16 protein-coding genes are annotated in these 17,557 nt (G+C 63.7%); 5 read left to right on the forward strand and 11 right to left on the reverse strand.

Annotated elements, in window-relative coordinates; genetic code table 11:
- Window positions 1-25: 25 nt before the first annotated feature.
- From IVB29_RS17270 to IVB29_RS17280, 3 genes are all read left to right on the forward strand, one after another.
- A complete protein-coding gene (locus IVB29_RS17270) occupies window positions 26-1,270 on the forward strand; it encodes an efflux RND transporter periplasmic adaptor subunit (protein WP_247504575.1) in 1,245 nt (414 codons plus the stop codon).
- Window positions 1,267-4,395, forward strand: a complete 3,129-nt coding sequence (locus tag IVB29_RS17275) for a multidrug efflux RND transporter permease subunit (protein WP_247504576.1) — start codon at window positions 1,267-1,269, stop codon at window positions 4,393-4,395. The genes IVB29_RS17270 and IVB29_RS17275 overlap by 4 nt, the downstream gene beginning before the upstream one ends.
- Before the next feature lie 162 nt (window positions 4,396-4,557).
- Window positions 4,558-5,142 carry an HdeD family acid-resistance protein gene (locus tag IVB29_RS17280; RefSeq protein ID WP_247504577.1) on the forward strand — a complete coding sequence of 195 codons (585 nt, stop codon included), beginning with the start codon at window positions 4,558-4,560 and terminating at the stop codon, window positions 5,140-5,142.
- 373 nt (window positions 5,143-5,515) lie between these two features.
- Here the strand turns inward: IVB29_RS17280 and IVB29_RS17285 are convergent, their stop codons facing one another.
- Genes IVB29_RS17285 through IVB29_RS17335 form a run of 11 tightly spaced genes read right to left on the reverse strand, consistent with a single transcriptional unit; the run spans window position 5,516 to window position 14,933 of the window.
- Window positions 5,516-6,559, reverse strand: coding sequence for a uroporphyrinogen decarboxylase family protein (locus IVB29_RS17285; RefSeq protein WP_247504578.1), 1,044 nt, complete (start codon window positions 6,557-6,559; stop codon window positions 5,516-5,518).
- A gap of 36 nt (window positions 6,560-6,595) precedes the next feature.
- Window positions 6,596-7,450, reverse strand: coding sequence for a fumarylacetoacetate hydrolase family protein (locus IVB29_RS17290; RefSeq protein WP_247504579.1), 855 nt, complete (start codon window positions 7,448-7,450; stop codon window positions 6,596-6,598).
- Window positions 7,451-7,453: 3 nt separating this feature from the next.
- Window positions 7,454-8,113: a polysaccharide deacetylase family protein gene (locus IVB29_RS17295; RefSeq protein WP_247504580.1), complete on the reverse strand. Its 660-nt coding sequence runs from the start codon at window positions 8,111-8,113 to the stop codon at window positions 7,454-7,456.
- A 9-nt stretch (window positions 8,114-8,122) separates the two neighbouring features.
- The gene (locus IVB29_RS17300) at window positions 8,123-8,920 is read right to left on the reverse strand and encodes an ABC transporter permease (protein ID WP_247504581.1); all 798 of its coding nucleotides are present in this window, start codon (window positions 8,918-8,920) and stop codon (window positions 8,123-8,125) included.
- Between the two features lie 7 nt (window positions 8,921-8,927).
- Window positions 8,928-9,734 (reverse strand): ABC transporter ATP-binding protein, encoded by an 807-nt coding sequence (locus IVB29_RS17305; RefSeq protein WP_247504582.1) that lies wholly within the window; start codon window positions 9,732-9,734, stop codon window positions 8,928-8,930.
- A complete protein-coding gene (locus IVB29_RS17310) occupies window positions 9,713-10,468 on the reverse strand; it encodes an ABC transporter permease (protein ID WP_247504583.1) in 756 nt (251 codons plus the stop codon). The genes IVB29_RS17305 and IVB29_RS17310 overlap by 22 nt, the downstream gene beginning before the upstream one ends.
- A 2-nt stretch (window positions 10,469-10,470) precedes the next feature.
- Window positions 10,471-11,436: an ABC transporter substrate-binding protein gene (locus IVB29_RS17315; RefSeq protein ID WP_247504584.1), complete on the reverse strand. Its 966-nt coding sequence runs from the start codon at window positions 11,434-11,436 to the stop codon at window positions 10,471-10,473.
- 50 nt (window positions 11,437-11,486) lie between these two features.
- A complete protein-coding gene (locus IVB29_RS17320) occupies window positions 11,487-12,215 on the reverse strand; it encodes a GntR family transcriptional regulator (protein WP_247504585.1) in 729 nt (242 codons plus the stop codon).
- Window positions 12,216-12,274: 59 nt separating this feature from the next.
- Window positions 12,275-13,117 carry an N-acyl homoserine lactonase family protein gene (locus tag IVB29_RS17325; protein ID WP_247504586.1) on the reverse strand — a complete coding sequence of 281 codons (843 nt, stop codon included), beginning with the start codon at window positions 13,115-13,117 and terminating at the stop codon, window positions 12,275-12,277.
- 21 nt (window positions 13,118-13,138) lie between these two features.
- The gene (locus IVB29_RS17330) at window positions 13,139-13,528 is read right to left on the reverse strand and encodes a carboxymuconolactone decarboxylase family protein (RefSeq protein WP_008557256.1); all 390 of its coding nucleotides are present in this window, start codon (window positions 13,526-13,528) and stop codon (window positions 13,139-13,141) included.
- Window positions 13,529-13,556: 28 nt separating this feature from the next.
- Window positions 13,557-14,933 (reverse strand): MmgE/PrpD family protein, encoded by a 1,377-nt coding sequence (locus tag IVB29_RS17335; protein WP_247504587.1) that lies wholly within the window; start codon window positions 14,931-14,933, stop codon window positions 13,557-13,559.
- Between the two features lie 226 nt (window positions 14,934-15,159).
- On the opposite strand from IVB29_RS17335, the gene IVB29_RS17340 reads away from it, so the two are divergent.
- Together IVB29_RS17340 and IVB29_RS17345 are read left to right on the forward strand one after the other, a co-directional pair.
- On the forward strand, window positions 15,160-16,053 hold the full coding sequence (locus IVB29_RS17340) for an NAD(P)-dependent oxidoreductase (protein ID WP_247504588.1): 894 nt from the start codon (window positions 15,160-15,162) through the stop codon (window positions 16,051-16,053).
- Between the two features lie 30 nt (window positions 16,054-16,083).
- Entirely contained in the window at window positions 16,084-17,478 is a 1,395-nt protein-coding gene (locus IVB29_RS17345) for an MmgE/PrpD family protein (RefSeq protein ID WP_247504589.1), read from the forward strand.
- The last annotated feature ends 79 nt before the right edge of the window (window positions 17,479-17,557 follow it).

A 17,557-nucleotide genomic window follows, 5' to 3' on the forward strand; every position in this document is an offset into this window, starting at 1 on the left:
CAAGTCCAGGAGCAAGGAGCGGACAATGAACCTTGCGAAAATCTCGATCGGGATGCTGGCGGCGAGTGTGCTGACACTCATCCCGAGCGGTACAAGCTGGACACAGCCAGCCGCCGGCGGTCCGCCTGCTGTCGGCATCGTCGAAGCCATCAAGCGACCGATCACCGAGAGCAGCGAATTTCTTGGACGCATCGAGGCGGTCAATCGCGTCAACGTCGTGGCTCGCGTCACCGCGTTTCTGGAAGAGCGGCTGTTCGTCGACGGTGCCGAGCTCAAAAAGGGCGACCCGCTCTACCGGGTCGAGCGCGGCCCGTTCGAGGCCGATCTCGCGTCGAAGCGGGCGGAGGTGGCCCAGTTCCAGGCGATGCTCGAGAATGCCAAGCTGACGACCGAACGTGCGCGCACGCTGCTCAGTGGGCCGGCCGGCCAGCAATCGACCTACGACGCAGCGATCGCCAACCAACGCAGCCTGGAAGCCCAGGTCCAGGCCGCCCAAGCACAAGTCGATGCGTCCCAGATCAACCTGGACTACACCATGATCAGTGCGCCGATCGACGGGAAGGTCGGACGTACTGCCGTGACTGAGGGCAATGTCGTCAGTCCAAGCTCGGGCGTACTGACTACTATCGTCAGCCAGGATCCGATGTACGTCACCTTCCCGGTGCCGCTGCGCCAAGCCCTCGAACTGCGCGAACGCTATGGACCGCAAGGGGGTCTGGAAGCGGTGGTGATCCGGCTGCGGCTGCCCAATGGCCGCATGTATGGCAAGTCCGGCAAGCTGAACTTTGTCGACAACACGATCGCCCAGAATACCGACACGATCACCGTGCGTGGCGAGATCGCCAACCCGATCCTGCGCGCGCCGTCCGCCGCGGGTGTGACCGTTCATGAACTGACCGACGGCGAATTCGTCACAGTCGTGCTCGAAGGTATCCAGCCCATCGAGGTGTTGGCGGTCCCGCGTTCGGCGGTGCTGTCCGACCAGCAGGGCGATTACGTCCTCACCGTTGGCACCGATGATAAGGCCGTACAACGCCGCATCCAGCTTGGCCAATCGACGCCCACCATTGCCTCCGTTATCAGTGGCCTTGCCGCCGGCGACAGAGTCATCGTCGATGGCCTGCAAAGGGTTCGTCCGGGTCAGGCGGTTTCGCCGGGGCCGGCCAGCGCGCTGATCCTGTCGAGTATGAAGGCCGGCGCAAGCGACGCGCCCTCGCAGCCAGACCGTGGCGGTTCGACCGGTTCGAGCCCGGAGGACAAAAAGCCATGATGTCCGCCGTCTTCATCGATCGCCCGCGACTTGCGATGGTCGTCGCCTTCATCATCACCATCGCAGGCGCGCTCGCGCTGACGCGGATCCCGGTGGCGCAGTTTCCGGACATCGTACCGCCGCAGGTCACGGTTGCGGGAATCTTCCCCGGTGCGTCTGCCGAGGTCGTGGAGACCAGCGTCGCTCAGCCCCTCGAAGCGCAGGTGATCGGGGTCGATCGTGCGCTCTACATGAAATCGACCAGCGGCAACGACGGCAGCTACACCCTGACGGTGTCGTTCGCACTCGGCACCGATCCCGATATCAACACCGTCAATGTCAACAACCGGGTCCAGAGCGCGCTGTCGCAATTGCCCACCGAAGTGCAGCAGCAGGGCGTGACGGTGCAAAAGAAGTCGTCGGCGATCCTGCAATTCCTGGTGCTCTACAGCGCTGACGGCCAGCAGGACCCGCTGTTCATCACCAATTACGCCATCATCAACGTGCTCGACGCGATCTCAAGCACCCCCGGCGTCGGGCAGGCTCACCTGTTCGCCAAGATGAATTACTCGATGCGGATCTGGTTCGATACGCAGCGGCTGACCAGCCTCAATCTCACGCCCTCGGACGTGATCGCGGCAATTCGAACGCAGAGCGTCCAGGCGCCGGTCGGCCGCATCGGCGCGCGTCCCATCAGCGACGACCAGCAATTCCAGTTCAACGTGCAGACCCTGGGGCGGCTCGCGACAGTCGATCAGTTCGCCAATATCGTGCTGCGCGCCAACCCGGATGGTTCGTCCTTGCTCGTCAAGGACGTCGCCCGGGTCGAGATGGGCGCGCAAAACCTCGACAGCGAAGCAAGGATCGACGGCCGTGCCGCGGTGCCTCTCGCGATCTATCTGGCGCCGGGCGCCAATGCCGTAACGACCGCGCAGGCGGTCGCCGCCACGATGCAGCGACTTTCCAAGCGGTTCCCGACGGGGTTGAGCTACCTCGTGCAGTACGATTCCACGAGCTTCGTACGAGATACGATCTCTGAGGTTCTGCGGACGCTGGGCGAGGCCTTCGTCCTTGTCGTGATCGTGGTTTATTTGTTTCTCGGCAATCTTCGCGCCACGGTGATACCCGCCGTTGCCGTACCGGTCAGCCTGATCGGCACCTTCGCCGTGCTGCTGATGCTCGGCTATTCCGCGAATACGGTGTCGCTGCTCGCAATGGTGCTCGCCATCGGCATCGTCGTGGATGACGCCATCGTCGTCGTGGAGAACGTCGAACGCGTGATGGAGGAGGAACCGGAGCTTTCACCAGCCGAGGCGAGCAAAAAGGCCATGACGCAGATCACGGCGCCGATCATCGCGATCACGCTGGTGCTGCTCTCCGTCTTCGTTCCGATCGCCTTCATTCCCGGCATTTCCGGCACGTTGTTTCGGCAGTTTGCGGTGACGATCAGCGCTGCCATGATGATCTCGGCGCTGAATGCACTGACCTTGTCACCCGCTCTGTGCGCGCTGTTCCTGCGGCACACCGGACCCCGGCGCGGCATGATCGGGCGCGTTCTTGGCGGCATTGACTGGATCCGCGATCGCTATAGCGGCGGCGTACGGCGGCTGCTGCGCGTGGCCAGTCTCTCGCTCATACTGGTTGCCGTGTTCGCCGCCGGCATTTTCGGAATGTCGCACCTGACGCCGACAGGGTTCCTTCCCGAGGAAGACCAGGGCGCCTTCTTCACCTCGGTGCAGTTGCCGGACGGTGCGTCCGTGGCGCGGACCAGCGAGGTCACCAGACAGATCGAGGGTGTCCTGAAGCAGATGCCGGCAGTCGACCACGTTCTCGCCATCATCGGCTTCTCCCTGCTCGACGGGGCATCCGAGCCAAACAGTGCGCTGGTCGTGACGCGCCTCAAGCCTTTTGCCGACCGCAGGGCAGCCGCGGATTCAGTGCAGGCTTTGATCCAGCAGACTTATGCAGCCGGCGCGCAAATCCGGCAGGCCAATGTGCTGCCGTTCAACATGCCGCCGATCATCGGACTCTCAACCTCAGGCGGGTTCGAATACCAGCTCCAGGCGCTGGAAGGACAGAGCCCCGCTGCGATCTCCAGCGTCACAGGGGCGTTGATCGGAGCGGCCAATGCCGATCCACGACTGGCGCGCGTGTTCTCGACCTTCACCGCGACCAACCCGTCGATCTATCTCGACATCGATCGACGCAAGGCGCAGGCGCTCGGCGTGACCATCAGCGATATCTTCACCGCCCTTCAGGCGACGCTGGGTGGCATCTACGTCAACAACTTCAACCTCTATGGACGCACCTGGCAGGTCAACGTGCAGGGCGAGGCGCTTGATCGCGCCGATCTTTCCGATATCTGGCGCATCTATGTGCGCAACAGCACCGGCCAGATGGTTCCGATGCGGTCGCTCGCCGGCATCAAGATCGTAACCGGGCCTCAGGTCATTACCCGCTACAATAATTATCGCTCAGTGACCGTGAATGGCAGCCCGGCGCCAGGCGTCTCGTCGGGTACCGCCATAGCGGCGATGGCGGAGATATCCAACGCCGTGCTGCCTGCAGGCTACAGTTTCGAGTGGACCGGCACCGCCTATCAGGAGCAGCAGGCGGCAGGACAAACCGGAGTCGTGCTCGCGCTCGCCGTGCTATTCGCCTATCTGTTCCTTGTGGCGCTCTATGAGAGCACGGTGATCCCGATCCCGGTGCTGCTGTCCGTCGTGGTCGGCGTGCTGGGCTCCTATATCGGCATCAAGATCTCCGGCCTCAATCTGGATCTGTATGGCCAGATTGGCCTCGTGGTGCTGATCGCGCTCGCCGCCAAGAACGGCATCCTGATCGTGGAGTTCGCGAAGGAACGACGAGAAGCCGGGACGGAGCTTGCGGAAGCCGCGATTCAAGGTGCGCATATGCGATTTCGCGCGGTCATGATGACCTCGGTTGCCTTCATCCTCGGGCTGCTGCCGCTGGTACTCGCAACCGGCGCCGCTGAACTGAGCCGCAGGGCGGTCGGAACCGCCGTCTTTGCCGGCATGCTCGGCTCAAGCTCGATCGGAATCTTCATGGTGCCAATGCTCTATGTGACGTTCCAGCGCCTGCGCGAGCGCATAAAGGCACGACCGCTTCCGGCGCGAACCACCTGACCCGCGCGTTCAGGACGCCGGGAAGCACTTCCAGCAGGCTTCGGAACACCGCGAATATTCCCGCCGGCACATTCAGGGTTTCATCGGATGCCAAGGTTACGCGGCAGCGATTAGCGTTTCGTGGCGCTAACTTGATTGGTCGCCGAAATGCGGGAGGATAGCGTGGCCACCTACGACAGCAGCCCCCAGGCACAGACCATTAGTCCTCCTTCCCGGTGGACATGCGCGCTCCTTGGTGTCGTGATGATCGCGGCCGGCATCATGGCGTTAGGCGACGTCGTGTTCGCAACGATCATCAGCGTCAAGCTGATAGGGCTTACCGCAATCCTTGCCGGTGCGTTCGAAATCATCCACGCGTTTTGGACGAAGGGATGGGGCGGATTCCTGTGGCAGATCCTGCTCGGCGCGCTCTACCTTGCGTTTGGGTTGCTTCTGCTCACGCAGCCGGCGGCCGGCGCCCTCCTCCTGACCTCCCTCCTTGGCGCAGTTCTGTTGGCGTCGGGCATTATCCGGTGCGTGCTGAGCTTTGCACATTGGCAACAGGGTGGCTGGCTGATGCTGGTTTCCGGCGTTATCGGGCTGCTCGCCGGATTCCTGATCGTGTTCGGTTCCCCAGCCATCAGCGTCTGGGCACTCGGATTCCTGCTTGGAGTCGATCTGATTTCGCACGGACTGGCTTGGCTGCTCTACGCGGTCCAATCGGTGCGGACAGCCAGCCGTGTAACACGGAGAGGAGTACAGCAATGAGCGCCACGACCCGTCGTGATTTCCTTGGTTTCGCTCAGAAGGCTGTTGCCGCTGCCGCGGTCAGCGCGATCGCGGTTCATTTCGTCGAGGGTGCGGAGGCGATGCCGGTCGCGTCCAACCCCGGACCTGCCGATAAACGGCCCGACTTCGTGACTGAAGCGCAATGGGGTCCCGGTTGGGGGCCTGGGCCGCGCCGGGGCCGGCGCCGACGCCGATGGGTTTGCTGGTGGCATCGCGGTCGCCGTGTTTGTGGCTGGCGATGGTTTTAGAATCCGATCAACAGACGGCTGAATTGGCACGGCGCGCTCTCTCCCGCGAGGTCGAGGTGCGCCGCCAAACCCGAAACAAGCTTCGAGATGCCCCTTACAATCCGTTAGCTGATCTCCCGGCGAACCTTGGCCGCCGCTTCGCTCATCGCCTTCAGCTTTCCGAACGCGGTTGCACGTGGCATATATTTCATGCCGCAATCGGGCGCAGCAACAAGACGATCCGGCGAGACATATTTGAGGCCGTTGCGAATGCGGTCAGCCACGGTGTCGACGCTCTCGATCGTGGGGTCCGCGAGGTCGAGCACGCCGAGCATGATCTTCTTCGACGAAAGGTCCTTGAGTACGCCGAGGTCTAACTTCGGCTGCGCGGCCTCGATCGAGATCTGGTCGGCAATGGTGTCGTTGAGCTCGGCGAGGAAGGAATAGCCTGCCGGCTTGTTCGAGCCAGGCACGACCGCCGCATAACCGAAGCAGAGATGCACGACGGTCGGCACCGTGATGCCCTTCAGCGCGCGATTGATGGCCTTGACCGCGAAGCGCTTGGCGAGATCCGGATTGTTGCGCACCCAGGGCTCGTCGAGCTGGATCACGTCCGCGCCCGCGGTTTGCAGATCGAGCGCCTCGGCATTGACCGCCTCGGCCAAGGCCATCGCGAGCTCTTCCTCGTCCTTGTAGAACTCATTCTTGGCCTGCTGGCTCATCGTGAACGGGCCCGGCAGGGTGATCTTCGCGGCGCGATCGGTGTTTTTGCGCAGGAACTGCATGTCGTGCAGCTCCACCGGGCCCTTGCGCTTCACGGGGCCGACGACCCGTGGCACCGGAGTCTGGGTGTTGCCGGTGCGCGCCACGATCATTGCGGGATTGTCCCCGTCGATGCCATCGAGCGCGGTCGCGAAGCGATTAGAATAGCTCTCGCGGCGGATCTCGCCATCGGTCACGATGTCGATGCCGGCACGCTCCATATCGCGGATCGCGACGATGGTGGCATCGTCCTGCGCCTCCTCCAGATGCTCCGCGGGCAGCCGCCACATGTCGTGCAGGCGGGTGCGGGGCACCACCTTCGACAGCATGGCGCGATTCACCAGCCACTCCGGCTGCGGATAGCTGCCGACCACCGTGGTCGGCAGGATATGGGTTGGCATGGGCATGGGGGTCTCCTTCTTGTTGTTGTCGAGCGTGACCGTTCAGGCCGCGCGTCCCTCGTCCTTGACGGGATTACTGAGGATGCCGATGCCCGAAATCTCGATCTCGACGGTGTCGCCGCCCTTCATCCACAGCGGAGGCGTGCGATAGGCGCCGACGCCGCCGGTCGTGCCTGTCACAATGACGTCGCCCGCCGCGAGCTCGGTGAAAGTCGAGCAGTAAGCGATCAGCGCCTGGACGTCGAAGACGAGATCGGAGATCGGGGCCCTTTGCACCTCAACGCCGTTAAGCCGCGTGATCAGCGTCTGCTTGGTGACATCGGTCAGTTCGTCGGTTGTGACCATCCACGGCCCAAAGCCGCCGGTACCGGCAAAATTCTTGCCCGGTGCGAATTGCGAGGTGTGGCGCTGCCAGTCGCGGATGCTGCCGTCATTGTAGCAGGCATAGCCGGCAACATGGCCGAGCGCGGCTTCGCGCGAGATGCGGCGGCCGGCCTTGCCGATGATGACGGCCATCTCGCCCTCATAGTCGAAACGCTCGGATTCGAGCGGCCGGATCATCGGCTGTCCATGGCCGACCTGACTGTTGGCGAAGCGGGTAAAGATCATCGGATGCGCCGGCGTCGGATGACCACTCTCGGCCAGATGCGTGGCATAGTTGACGCCGATGCAGAAGATCTTGTCGGGATCCGGCACCGTCGGCAGCAGCGCGACCTCCTGCAGCGCGCAATCCGGCTTCTCGCCGGCGAATTTCTTCAGTTCGTCGAGTGAGCCCTTCGCCAGCAGCGCCTTCAGCGTCGGATATGCCTTCAGGCGCTTGCCGGCATCGATGACACCCTTGTCGCTGACAATGCCATAGCTCGCGTTGCCGGCGATCGTGAAGCTTGCAACTTTCATCAGTCAAACGCTCTCTTCGATGGAGGAAACATAGTCGTTGATCGGAAGGGCGATCTCGCCGTTGCGGATCGGAACGCATTGCGGCGGGAAATCCTGGCGGAAGCGGGCACCGGTGGCTTCGGCGCGGTCGAGAAAAGACACCAGATGATCCATCGCTCCGGTCGGGAGATCATGCAGCACCATCAGCGTCCAGGGCTGCCGGCTGCATTGCTCCAGCGCACGCTCGGTCCAGCCATCCGGGTCGTCCCAGTCGCGCGGAATCGCATTCCAGAGCACACAGCTGTGTTTGTTGCGGGTGAGGTAATCGACGACGGACGGTTTGAGCAGCCGCGCATCGAGATTGCCGCCACCGCCGAACGGCCGGAACAAGCGCTGCGGATGCGCAAGATCGCCGATCGCGGATTGCGTGCGGCCGATCTCGTTCGCGGCCGTGTTGCGATCCCGCTGCTCACCAAGCGGAATGCTGTGTGTAAAGGTGTGATTTCCGATCCAGTGCCCCTCGTTGTGCGCGCGCATGGCAAGGCCACGCCGCGCGGGATCCGCAAGCTTCTCGCCGATGACGAAGAAAGTGGTCTTGATCCGGCGCTCGGCGAGAATATCCAGCACGCGCGGCGTCACATCGGGATCGGGGCCATTGTCGAATGTCAGGGTCAAATCGTACACGCCAATACCTCAGGTCGCCGGCTGCATCGCACCCGACGCGATCTCTTCGTTGGCCTGACCGGCGCGCGTGCCGGTCTGCCAGATCGCCGCCTTGCGCTCGATCCAGCGGATCGCGGCGTTGAAGGCGATGGCGAGGAACAGTACGAGCAGCACGCCCGCGAACACGTGCGGGCTGTCGAGGATCGTGCGGTAGCGCGAGATCAGATAGCCGATGCCGGCCGAAGAGATCAGCATCTCCGAGACGACGACGCCGACGATGACCAGCGCGCCGCCCACGCGCAGTCCCGACAGCACCGTCGGGATCGCGGCGGGGATGATGACGCGAACCAGCCGCTGGCTCAAAGTCGCCCCCATGCTGCGCGCGGCAAGCAGGAGCTGCGGGTCGATAGTCTGGATGCCGGCGGCGGTGGCGAGCATGGTCGGCAGGAAGCCGTAGATCGAGGCGAACGCGATTTTGGATTCCGAGCCGATGCCGAGCCAAACCGTGAAGACGGGATAGAGGATCACGAGCGGCACGGCGTAGAGGCTCGACACCATTGGCATGATCAGCACGCGCGGGCGCGGCAGGCTGCCGACGATGGCGCCAAGCAGGATGCCGCCACCGCAGGCGAAGGTCATGGACACCACGACCTCGTAGAGCGTCACCGCGAGCGCATGACCGTATTCGCCTGCGTCGGTCCAGCCCGCTATCAGCGTCGACGAGAGCGACGGCAGGAACAGCTCGGGAATGAGACCGGTGCGCGGCAGCAGCTCCCACAAAGCAATCAGGCCGATCACGATCAGATATCGCAGCGTTATGGCGCTCATCTCCGCCTCACGCCGATTTGCGGATGTGCCGCCAGATGCGGTCGCGCAAGCTCCCGAAGGCATCACCGCTCAGCATCTCGTAGGTACGGGGTCGCGGCAGCTGGACCTGGAGATGGTCGACGATGCGGCCTGGCCGCGCCGACATCACGATCACCTCGTCAGCGAGATAGACGGCTTCGGTGAGGCTGTGCGTGACGAAAACGACCGTCTTGCCGGTCGCGGCCCAGATCCGCAGCAGCTCGTCGCCCATGGTCATGCGGGTCTGCTCGTCGAGCGCTGCGAACGGCTCGTCCATCAGCAACACCGGCGGGTCCTGCACCAGTCCGCGCGCAATCGAGACGCGCTGCTTCATGCCGCCGGAGAGTTCATGCGGATGGCGTTTGCCGAAGCCGTCGAGCCCGACCAGCTTCAGCGCATCCTGCGCCTTGGCGCGGCGCTCCGCCTTGGGCACGCCGCGCAGCGCCAGCGGAAACTCGACATTGTCCTCCGCCGTCAGCCACGGAAACAGGCTGGCCTCCTGGAACACCACACCGACCCTGTCAGGGTCAGGCTGCGGAATCGGCGCACCGCTGATGGTGATGGTACCCGAGGTCTGCTGGCGCAGGCCCGCCATCATCATCAGAAGGGTCGACTTGCCGCAGCCGCTCGGGCCGACCAGCACGACGAAGCGGCCTGGCTTGACCTCAAACGAGACGTCCTCCAGCGCAACAACGTCCTGCGACCGGCCCCTGAAGACCTGGCCGACATTCTTCACCTCGATCGCGCCGGCCCGCGCGGCGGGCTTCAACGGGGTCACGTTCGCCAATGGCTGCATCGCGTTTCCACCCATCTGACAAGTTCGTTGAACGTCATGGCGATCGCGGCGACCATCACGACGCCGGCGAGGAGCTGCTTCATCTGGAAATTCTCACCCCAAGTCGCGATCTGGTGGCCGATGCCGTCGCGCGAGGCGTACATCTCGGCGAGAATTACGCCGGTGAGGTTGAAGATCATGGAGATCCGCAGCGCTTCCAGCAGCACCGGCAGCATGCTGGGCAGATAGACCCGAAACGCAGTTTGGAGCCGCGTGGCGCCATAGGAGCGCGCCACCGTCAGATGCTCCATCTTGACGGACTCCACCGCCGTCGTGGTCGACATGATCACGATGAAGATCGTGGAAAAGAAGCCGAAGCCGACCTTCTGGGCAAAGCCGACGCCGAATACCAGGATGAACATCGGCAGAAAGATCGACTTCGGGATGCTGAAGGCGAAGAACAGCAGCGGCTTGGCCACATCGGCGAAGTAGCGGTTCTCCGCGACCAGGAAGCCGATCAATGCGCCGAAGGGCACGGCCAGCGCGAACGCGGCCAGCACTTCGGTCGCGGTCACCATCAGATCCTTCTGCACGGCCGCGCGCTGCAGGAGATCGCCGAGCGTCGCAAACGTGTCGGACGCCGACGGCAGCAGGCGCGGATTGACCACGCCGGTGCGCGACAGCACCTCCCACAGCGCCAGGACCGCGATGATGATCGCGATCCGCGCAAGGTTGATGATGAGCGTGCTTGGCATGGTTACGGCCTGGTCGGAACCGGCTTGAACTTGGCGGAGATCACGTCCTCAACCGGCACGATGTCCTTGAGTCCGCCGAGCTTGGCGAGGTCGAGCGACAGCTGCACGGCCGCATTCACGTTGGGCGCGCCCATGTCGCCGCTGGTCTCGAGCTTCATGATGGTGTTGTCGTATTCGAGGCTCGCGATCTCCGGCGGCATTTCGTAGAGCTCGGCGATCAGCTTGACGGTGACGTCGCGATTGGCGCGCATGAACGCGACCGCGCCGTAGAGAGCGTTCACCGCTTTCTGCACCATCTGCGGCTTCGCCTCGGCGAGCTTGTCGAGCACGATCCAGCCGGCGGTGAGGTTCGGCGGAACCGCCGTCGCGTAATCAAGGATGGTTTTGGCTTCGCCGGATTTCGATATCTGGAAGCTCAGCGGCGAATAGACCACGGCTGCCTCGACGTTGCCGGCCAGCAGGTTCGGCACCAAGCCGCCGCCGCCGACGGGGACACGCGTAAAATCGATCTTCTTGTCCTGGATGGTCCAAAGCGCAAGCAGATCAGAGCCGGAGCCGGCCGCGGTGATCGCGACCTTCTTGCCGTTGAGATCCTTGACGTCGAGCGTTGATTTGGTCGGGACCATCAATTGCCAGCCGAAATTCCCCATCGCGGCATTGGCTACGATCCTGGACATCACGCCCTTCTTGCGGCCGGCCGAGACCAGCGACGGCGGATCGAGAATGATGTCAGCGGCGCCCGCAGCCATACCTTCGAACGTTTCGGCGCCGCTGCGGTAGATGGTCAGCTCGGCCTGAATCCCTTCCTTCTCGAACATTTTTTGGCGCACGGCCGTCTCGGCGATCGTCGTCGGCCAATAGGTTTTCGTGGGCAGGCCGACGCGAATGGTGTCGGCGGCGCTCGCAGGGCCGGCCAGAATTGCGACGGCGGCGAGCGACATCAGCGCGTGATGGCGATTGATCTTCATTGTTTCCTCCCGGTCTCTCGTTTTTTGCGTGCCGGATTTTTTCCGGATCGTCAGGTCGTGCGGCTCACCTCCGCAATTCGCGAGGCGGCGAGCTCGACGAACTCTTTGGTGATGCCGAAGTGCTTTGACAATGCGCGAACTGCCGCATCCGCATCACGTTTCACCACGGCGGCGACGATTGACTTGTGTTCGGCCTCGACATCACGCGGCTTGCTGCCGGGCTCGCGGCGGATCGAGAGCCGGCGGTATCGCTCGCTTTGCTCATGCAGCACGTCGCGGAAGCCGAGCAGCCAGGGCGAGCCGCAGGCATTGACCAGCGCGCGATGGAAGATGCGGTGACGGATCACCCATTCCTCGTAGTGCACGGTCGGATCATTTGGATAGCGATAGGGAACGGCCTTCAGATCCGCCCAGGCCGCTTTCACCGAGGCGAGCCAGGCATCCTCGCCCCGTTCGATCGAGCGGCGGAGTGCAAGTCCCTCAATGTCGATCCTGGTCTGCGTCACGTCGGCGAGATCGGCGAGCGAGACCGGGCTCACCCGGAAGCCGCGCTGGTCGGACGCCTGCACCAGACCGTCGGCGACCAGACGCGACAGTGCCTCGCGCACGGCGGCAAGGCTGACGGAAAACTGTTTTGCGAGTCCCGCGATATGCAGCTTCTGTCCAGGCAACAGCCGCGTCGCCAGAATGTCGGCGCGCAGACGTTCGTGCAGCGCCGACGTCAGGCTGCGCGGACCATCCCCGCGGCTTCCGGATAATTGGAACTGAAGCGGACCCATGGCCGGATGATCGCAAGAGAGGGCGCAGGGGTCAATAGAAAATCGAAAATCGATTTTTTCTAGCCCGGGCTACCTTGCGCCCTGCTTGACATCAGGGTGTGCGTAGCACCGGAGGGCGCGACGTCGAGGCGAACGGCGACGCCATTCAGGTCCGGGCTCGGAGCTGGATAAAGCTCCATGACCAGCGGATCATGGCCGGGAACGATGTGGTCCGCGTCGGGCGCTGCGGCGCGTAGCTTGTCGAACCCCACCAGCATGTCGCCGACGTGAAACGCCGTCGTGAACGGACGCTCGGTCGTCATGTTCTCGTAGAAATGGCTGACGTCGGAGGCGAGCACGACTGGGCCGCGTCGCGTGTTGACGCGGACGAACTGCAGACCGGCGGAATGCCCGCCGGCCGCATGGACCGTCAGTCCGGGCGCGATCTCGGCGTCGCCATCGTAGAACAGCACCCGGCGCGCGTAGTTCAGCCGCACGATCCCGCAGACGTCCTCGACCTCGAACGAATGCGACAGCCGTGGATATTGCATGTAGCGACCGGTGGCATAGGCGAGCTCGCGCTCCTGCAGATGAAACCGCGCATTCGGAAACCGGTCGAAATTACCGGCGTGGTCGTAGTGCAGATGCGTGAGGATGACATCCTTGACGTCGGTAATGTCGACATCAAATGTGGCAAGCGTCTCCACCGGGCAGCGTAGGAAATTCCGCCTGCGCTGCTTTGCGATGTCGGCGTTGAACCCGGTGTCGATGACGAAGGTGCGGCCGCCTCCCCTCGCCAGCCACATGAAATAATCCATCGGCATTGGCCCATCATGCGGATCGCCGCCGATGAAGTGCTCGCTCCGCTGCGCATCGCGCGTGGCGTAGCGGATGGCAAAGAGCTCGTATTCCGGGTCAGCCATAGAGTTTCCAATCAAGCGAGATCAGGAACCCGCCGCATCGACTTCGTTAAACGCCTCACGCGCATTGCGAAAGGCGTCGATGCCGGCGGGAACGCCGCAATAGACGGCGACCTGAAGCAAAATCTCCTTGATCTCCTCCTTGGTTAGCCCGTTCTTCAACGCGCCCTTCACGTGCAGCTTCAACTCGTGCGGGCGGTTCAACGCGCCGAGCATCGCCAGATTGACGATCGAGCGCGTGCGCCGATCGACGCCGGGCCGCGTCCACAGCGCGCCCCAGCAGAACTCGGTCGACCATTCCGCCATGGTGCGCGTGAACTCGTCGGCGCCGGCAATCGACTTATTGACGTAATCCTCGCCGAGCACCTCTTTGCGTACCTTGAGGCCCTTTTCGAACAGTTCGGTCTTGCTCATGATCGTCCCTTTTCGGTCTTGAGAGATTCTAGTTGGAAATTGTTTGGCGCGACGCCGATTGCGGCCGCAGCGATTGCAAGAGATTGCCGACGTCATCCGCCGCATCGAGCCGCCAGACCGCATCGATAACGCGATCCGGGTCCCAATCGCTTTGACCGGTCCGCACGCCTTCGCGCAATTTGGTTTCGAGGTCGCGATCGTCGAGTGGCGCAGGCGGGCTGCCGCGCGGCGAGACAATAGCCTCGGTGAGCACCTCACCGGACGACAGGCGCAAGGTCACGCGCGCGGCACCGTCGGGTATTGCATCGTCGAGCTCCGCCCTCACCTTCTGCCGCAACTGCGCGATATCGGGCCGGACCACCGTCCCGTGCGCAAATTCAACAACGCCGGCCGCGCCGAGCAATAGTCCGCAGGCCACGCAATGATGGATACTGACGCGCGCATCTCGCTCGTTGTTGACGGGCCGATCACCGCGCGCGAGTAGCAGTGCCGAGCCCTGCACCGTTACCGACTCGATCTGGTCGACCCGCCGGCCAATCCGCTCGCGCAACAGCAGGCAGGCGTCGATGACCGAATGGAACACGATGCCGGCGGGATAGGGTTTGTAGGTATTCTTCGCGATCTCCCAGGTGTTGCCGAGACCGTCGAGCAAGCGGGCGAGATCGGGCTCGTCACCCATGGTTCGCGCCCAGCCGAGCGGTCCCTCGATGGCGCGGGGCGCGGCCTCATAACCCTGCTGCGCAAGCAGCGCTGCGAACAACCCGTTACGCGCAGCGTTCCCCACGCTGACATTCTTGGCGGCGCTCGGCAGATTCTCGACATTGCCGGCCGACTGGCTCGCCGCCAGTCCGATGGCGTTCGCAATCCCCTCCGCCGGCAGCCCCAACAGCTTCGCGCACGCGGCCGCCGCGCCAAAAATCCCGCAAGTGGAGGTGATATGCCAGCCGCGCGCGTAGTGGCGCGGCGAGACTGAATTGCCAATGCGGCATTCGACATCTACGCCGAGGATGAACGCCGTCAGCACCTCGCGCCCCGAGAATTTGTGCATCTCCGCAAGTGCCAGCACGGGAGCGGCGACTGGTGCTGCCGGATGAATGATCGTTTCAGGGTGCGTGTCGTCGAAATCGAGCAGATTCGCCGAGATGGCATTGAGAAACGAGGCGCACAGCGCATCCATCGGCCGCGAGTGGCCGATGACCGTCGATGTCGCGGCGCCGCTGAACGGCGACAAAGTGCGCATCGCGGCCATGACAACGGGATCGCGCGCTGAGCCGAGTGCCGTGGCAAAGAAATTGAGGATCGATCGCCGCGCCTCATGGCTCTGCGCCTCGACGTCCGCCCATGACGAGGACTCGACGAAATCGGCGAGCGTCTTGCTCACACTCGGAATTGGGTCTTTCGGCACGCGGGGCGTCTTCCTCGTTTTCCCGGACCTTATGCCGAGCCGCGGCAAACTGTCGACCCCAAATGTTATGCTTGACAGCTTGTCTGACAATCATAACAATCTGCCTCGTTGGCGCGGGATCCCGCCGCCACGACGACGGCGGCCGAGAAGGCCGGCCGGCGAAAACGTTTGGCCAGAATATCAAGAAGGCGCGCCCGTCACGGGATCGCGCGACAGGGAGTAGACGATGGCGGGAGAAATTCTCGGCGTAATCGGCACGGGTCGCATGGGCGGCCCCATGGCGGGGCGATTGATCGACGCGGGCCATTCGCTCGTCATCTATGACACGCAGACTGAGGCCACCCAGCCGCTGGTCAAGCGCGGCGCGCAACTCGCCAAATCTCCGGCTGACGTCGCCTCGCGCGCCGACATCGTGCTCGCCAGCCTGCCGACGCCCGACATCGTCAAGGCCGTCACGCTCGGACAGGACGGCATCAGCATGGGCAACCGCGCCAAGATCGTCATTGATTTGTCGACTTCAGGGCCTGGCACGGCGAAGTTCGTTGCTGAAGGCCTGAAGGCCAAGGGCATGACGCTGGTCGATGCGCCCGTGAGCGGCGGCATCAAGGGCGCCGTCAACGGCACGCTGGCGGTGATGGTATCCTGCCCGCAGGCGACCTACGAGACGGTGCAGCCGATCCTGAAGACTTTCGGCAAGCTGTTCTACACCGGCGACAAGCCCGGCGTGGCGCAGACGGCCAAGCTCGCCAACAATCTGATGGCGGCGGCAGCGCTCGTCATCACCTCGGAAGCCGTCGCCATGGGCGTCAAGGGCGGCGTCAACGCAAAGGTGCTGATCGACATCATCAACGCCAGCAGCGGCCGCAACAGCGCCTCCGAAGACAAATTCCCCCGCGCGGTGTTGCCTGGCACGTTCGATTTCGGTTTCACGACCGGCCTTTCCTACAAGGATGTCCGGCTCTGCGTCGACGAGGCCGAAGCGATGGGCGTGCCGATGGTCTGCGGCGCGGTGGTGCGGCAGATGCTCGCGATCACCAACGCCAAGTACGGCGCGTCATCGGACTTCACCTCGATCGCCAAGGTGCTCGAGGAGTGGGCCGGGGTCGAGATGCGCGGCTGATCGCGCGGGCCTTCAGGGAAAGCGAACGCGATGACGATCGGTCCGAACGGATCAGGCAAGACCTCGCTCGCGCGCCAGATGGCGCGGAGCGTGCTTGCGCTCGGTCTCGGGGACTTTGGGCCGGAAGTCGTCGCGAAAGCAAAACTCTGTCTGCTCGACTTCCTGTCCTGCGCGTTTGAGGCAGGCCATCACCCCTGGAGCCGTCAGGCCGTTGCGATCGCGCACGGCAGTGGCAGCGCGACGATCATCGGCACCTCGCAACTCTCCTCACCCGCAGATGCCGCATTTGCCAACGCCGTGATGGGACACGGTCTCGTGCGCGAGGACATGCATGCCGCCAGCATCGCGCACCACGGCGTCGTGATCTGGCCGACGCTGCTCGCGCTGTCGGAACAGACGCCGCTGCACGGCGCGAGACTGCTTGCAGCCGCCATCATCGGCTACGAGACCGGCGCGCGGATCGGCCGCGCGCTTCTCACCTCCGACCTCGCGCGCCTCTATCGACCGACGGGCCTGGTGACACCTCTAGGCGCCGCACTCGCGGGAAGTTTTGCGCTCGGTCTTTCCGAGGACGCCGCGACCAGCGCCATCGCGATCGCCGCCAACACATCCAGCGGCTTGAACGAGTGGCCGCATGCCGGCGGCTCCGACATGTATTTCCATCCCGGTTTTGCCGCCAGCAATGCGATCAAGGCGATCGGCCTTGCAGCGGCCGGCGGCTTCGGCTCGGAAACGATACTCGAAGGCGAAGCCGGCCTGTTCGCGGCCTATCGGCGCAAAGCCGCGCCCGACGGCATCGTGCTCTTCCCCAATGGGGAGAGCGAGATCATGGCCGTCTACAACAAGCCGGTCCCGGCCTGCAATTTCGCGCAGACCGCGGCACAGGCGGCGCTTCGTGTCTCGCAGGAGCTCGCCGGTGCGGACGAGATCGAGCGCGTCGTCATTCTCGCGCCCGACGCCGCCGTTCGCTATCCCGGCTGCGATTCCATCGGCCCATTTCGCAACGCCCTTCAGGCCAAGATGAGCATTCCCTTCAGCGTCGCCGCGACGCTTGCCCGGGGCGAGATCGAGGAAGGGAACTATTCCGAACTCGATGATGCCGACATCATCCGCCTGGTTTCGGTGACGGACCTCAAAGCCGATCCCGGCTTCACCGCCGCTTTCCCCGGGAAGCAGGGCGCTGACGTGACCGTGCAGCTGCGCAACGGCCGGACCATCCGGCACGCCCTGCCCGACGTCATCGCCGCAACGCCTTCAGATATTCGCGCGCGCTTTCGGCGCTCCGCCAGCGGCGTGCTCGGCGAGGACCGTGCACACCGGCTCGAGCGACTCATCGACGACTGCGAACAGCTCGGCAATGCCGATGCCATCGCAACACAGTGCCGTCTGGACACACCGGAACGGGTTTTACGATCGGCATCATAAGAAGTGCCGGAGAATACGGGGGAAACATGGTCGAGTTGGAGACCAGTCTAGCATCGTCGGCAGCGAGCGCGGCCACCGC

It is taken from the genome of Bradyrhizobium sp. 1, assembly GCF_023073315.1.
Lineage (GTDB): Bacteria > Pseudomonadota > Alphaproteobacteria > Rhizobiales > Xanthobacteraceae > Bradyrhizobium.

Bases quoted from the DNA above. Each gene is read 5' to 3' on its own strand.
- IVB29_RS17270 (WP_247504575.1), top strand. From the start codon at position 26: ATGAACCTTGCGAAAATCTCGATCGGGATGCTGGCGGCGAGTGTGCTG.
- IVB29_RS17330 (WP_008557256.1), bottom strand. From the start codon at position 13,528: ATGAGCAAGACCGAACTGTTCGAAAAGGGCCTCAAGGTACGCAAAGAG.
- IVB29_RS17345 (WP_247504589.1), top strand. From the start codon at position 16,084: ATGACGATCGGTCCGAACGGATCAGGCAAGACCTCGCTCGCGCGCCAG.
- IVB29_RS17340 (WP_247504588.1), top strand. From the start codon at position 15,160: ATGGCGGGAGAAATTCTCGGCGTAATCGGCACGGGTCGCATGGGCGGC.
- IVB29_RS17290 (WP_247504579.1), bottom strand. From the start codon at position 7,450: ATGAAAGTTGCAAGCTTCACGATCGCCGGCAACGCGAGCTATGGCATT.
- IVB29_RS17315 (WP_247504584.1), bottom strand. From the start codon at position 11,436: ATGAAGATCAATCGCCATCACGCGCTGATGTCGCTCGCCGCCGTCGCA.
- IVB29_RS17320 (WP_247504585.1), bottom strand. From the start codon at position 12,215: ATGGGTCCGCTTCAGTTCCAATTATCCGGAAGCCGCGGGGATGGTCCG.
- IVB29_RS17285 (WP_247504578.1), bottom strand. From the start codon at position 6,559: ATGCCCATGCCAACCCATATCCTGCCGACCACGGTGGTCGGCAGCTAT.
- IVB29_RS17305 (WP_247504582.1), bottom strand. From the start codon at position 9,734: ATGCAGCCATTGGCGAACGTGACCCCGTTGAAGCCCGCCGCGCGGGCC.
- IVB29_RS17275 (WP_247504576.1), top strand. From the start codon at position 1,267: ATGATGTCCGCCGTCTTCATCGATCGCCCGCGACTTGCGATGGTCGTC.
- IVB29_RS17310 (WP_247504583.1), bottom strand. From the start codon at position 10,468: ATGCCAAGCACGCTCATCATCAACCTTGCGCGGATCGCGATCATCATC.
- IVB29_RS17300 (WP_247504581.1), bottom strand. From the start codon at position 8,920: ATGAGCGCCATAACGCTGCGATATCTGATCGTGATCGGCCTGATTGCT.
- IVB29_RS17325 (WP_247504586.1), bottom strand. From the start codon at position 13,117: ATGGCTGACCCGGAATACGAGCTCTTTGCCATCCGCTACGCCACGCGC.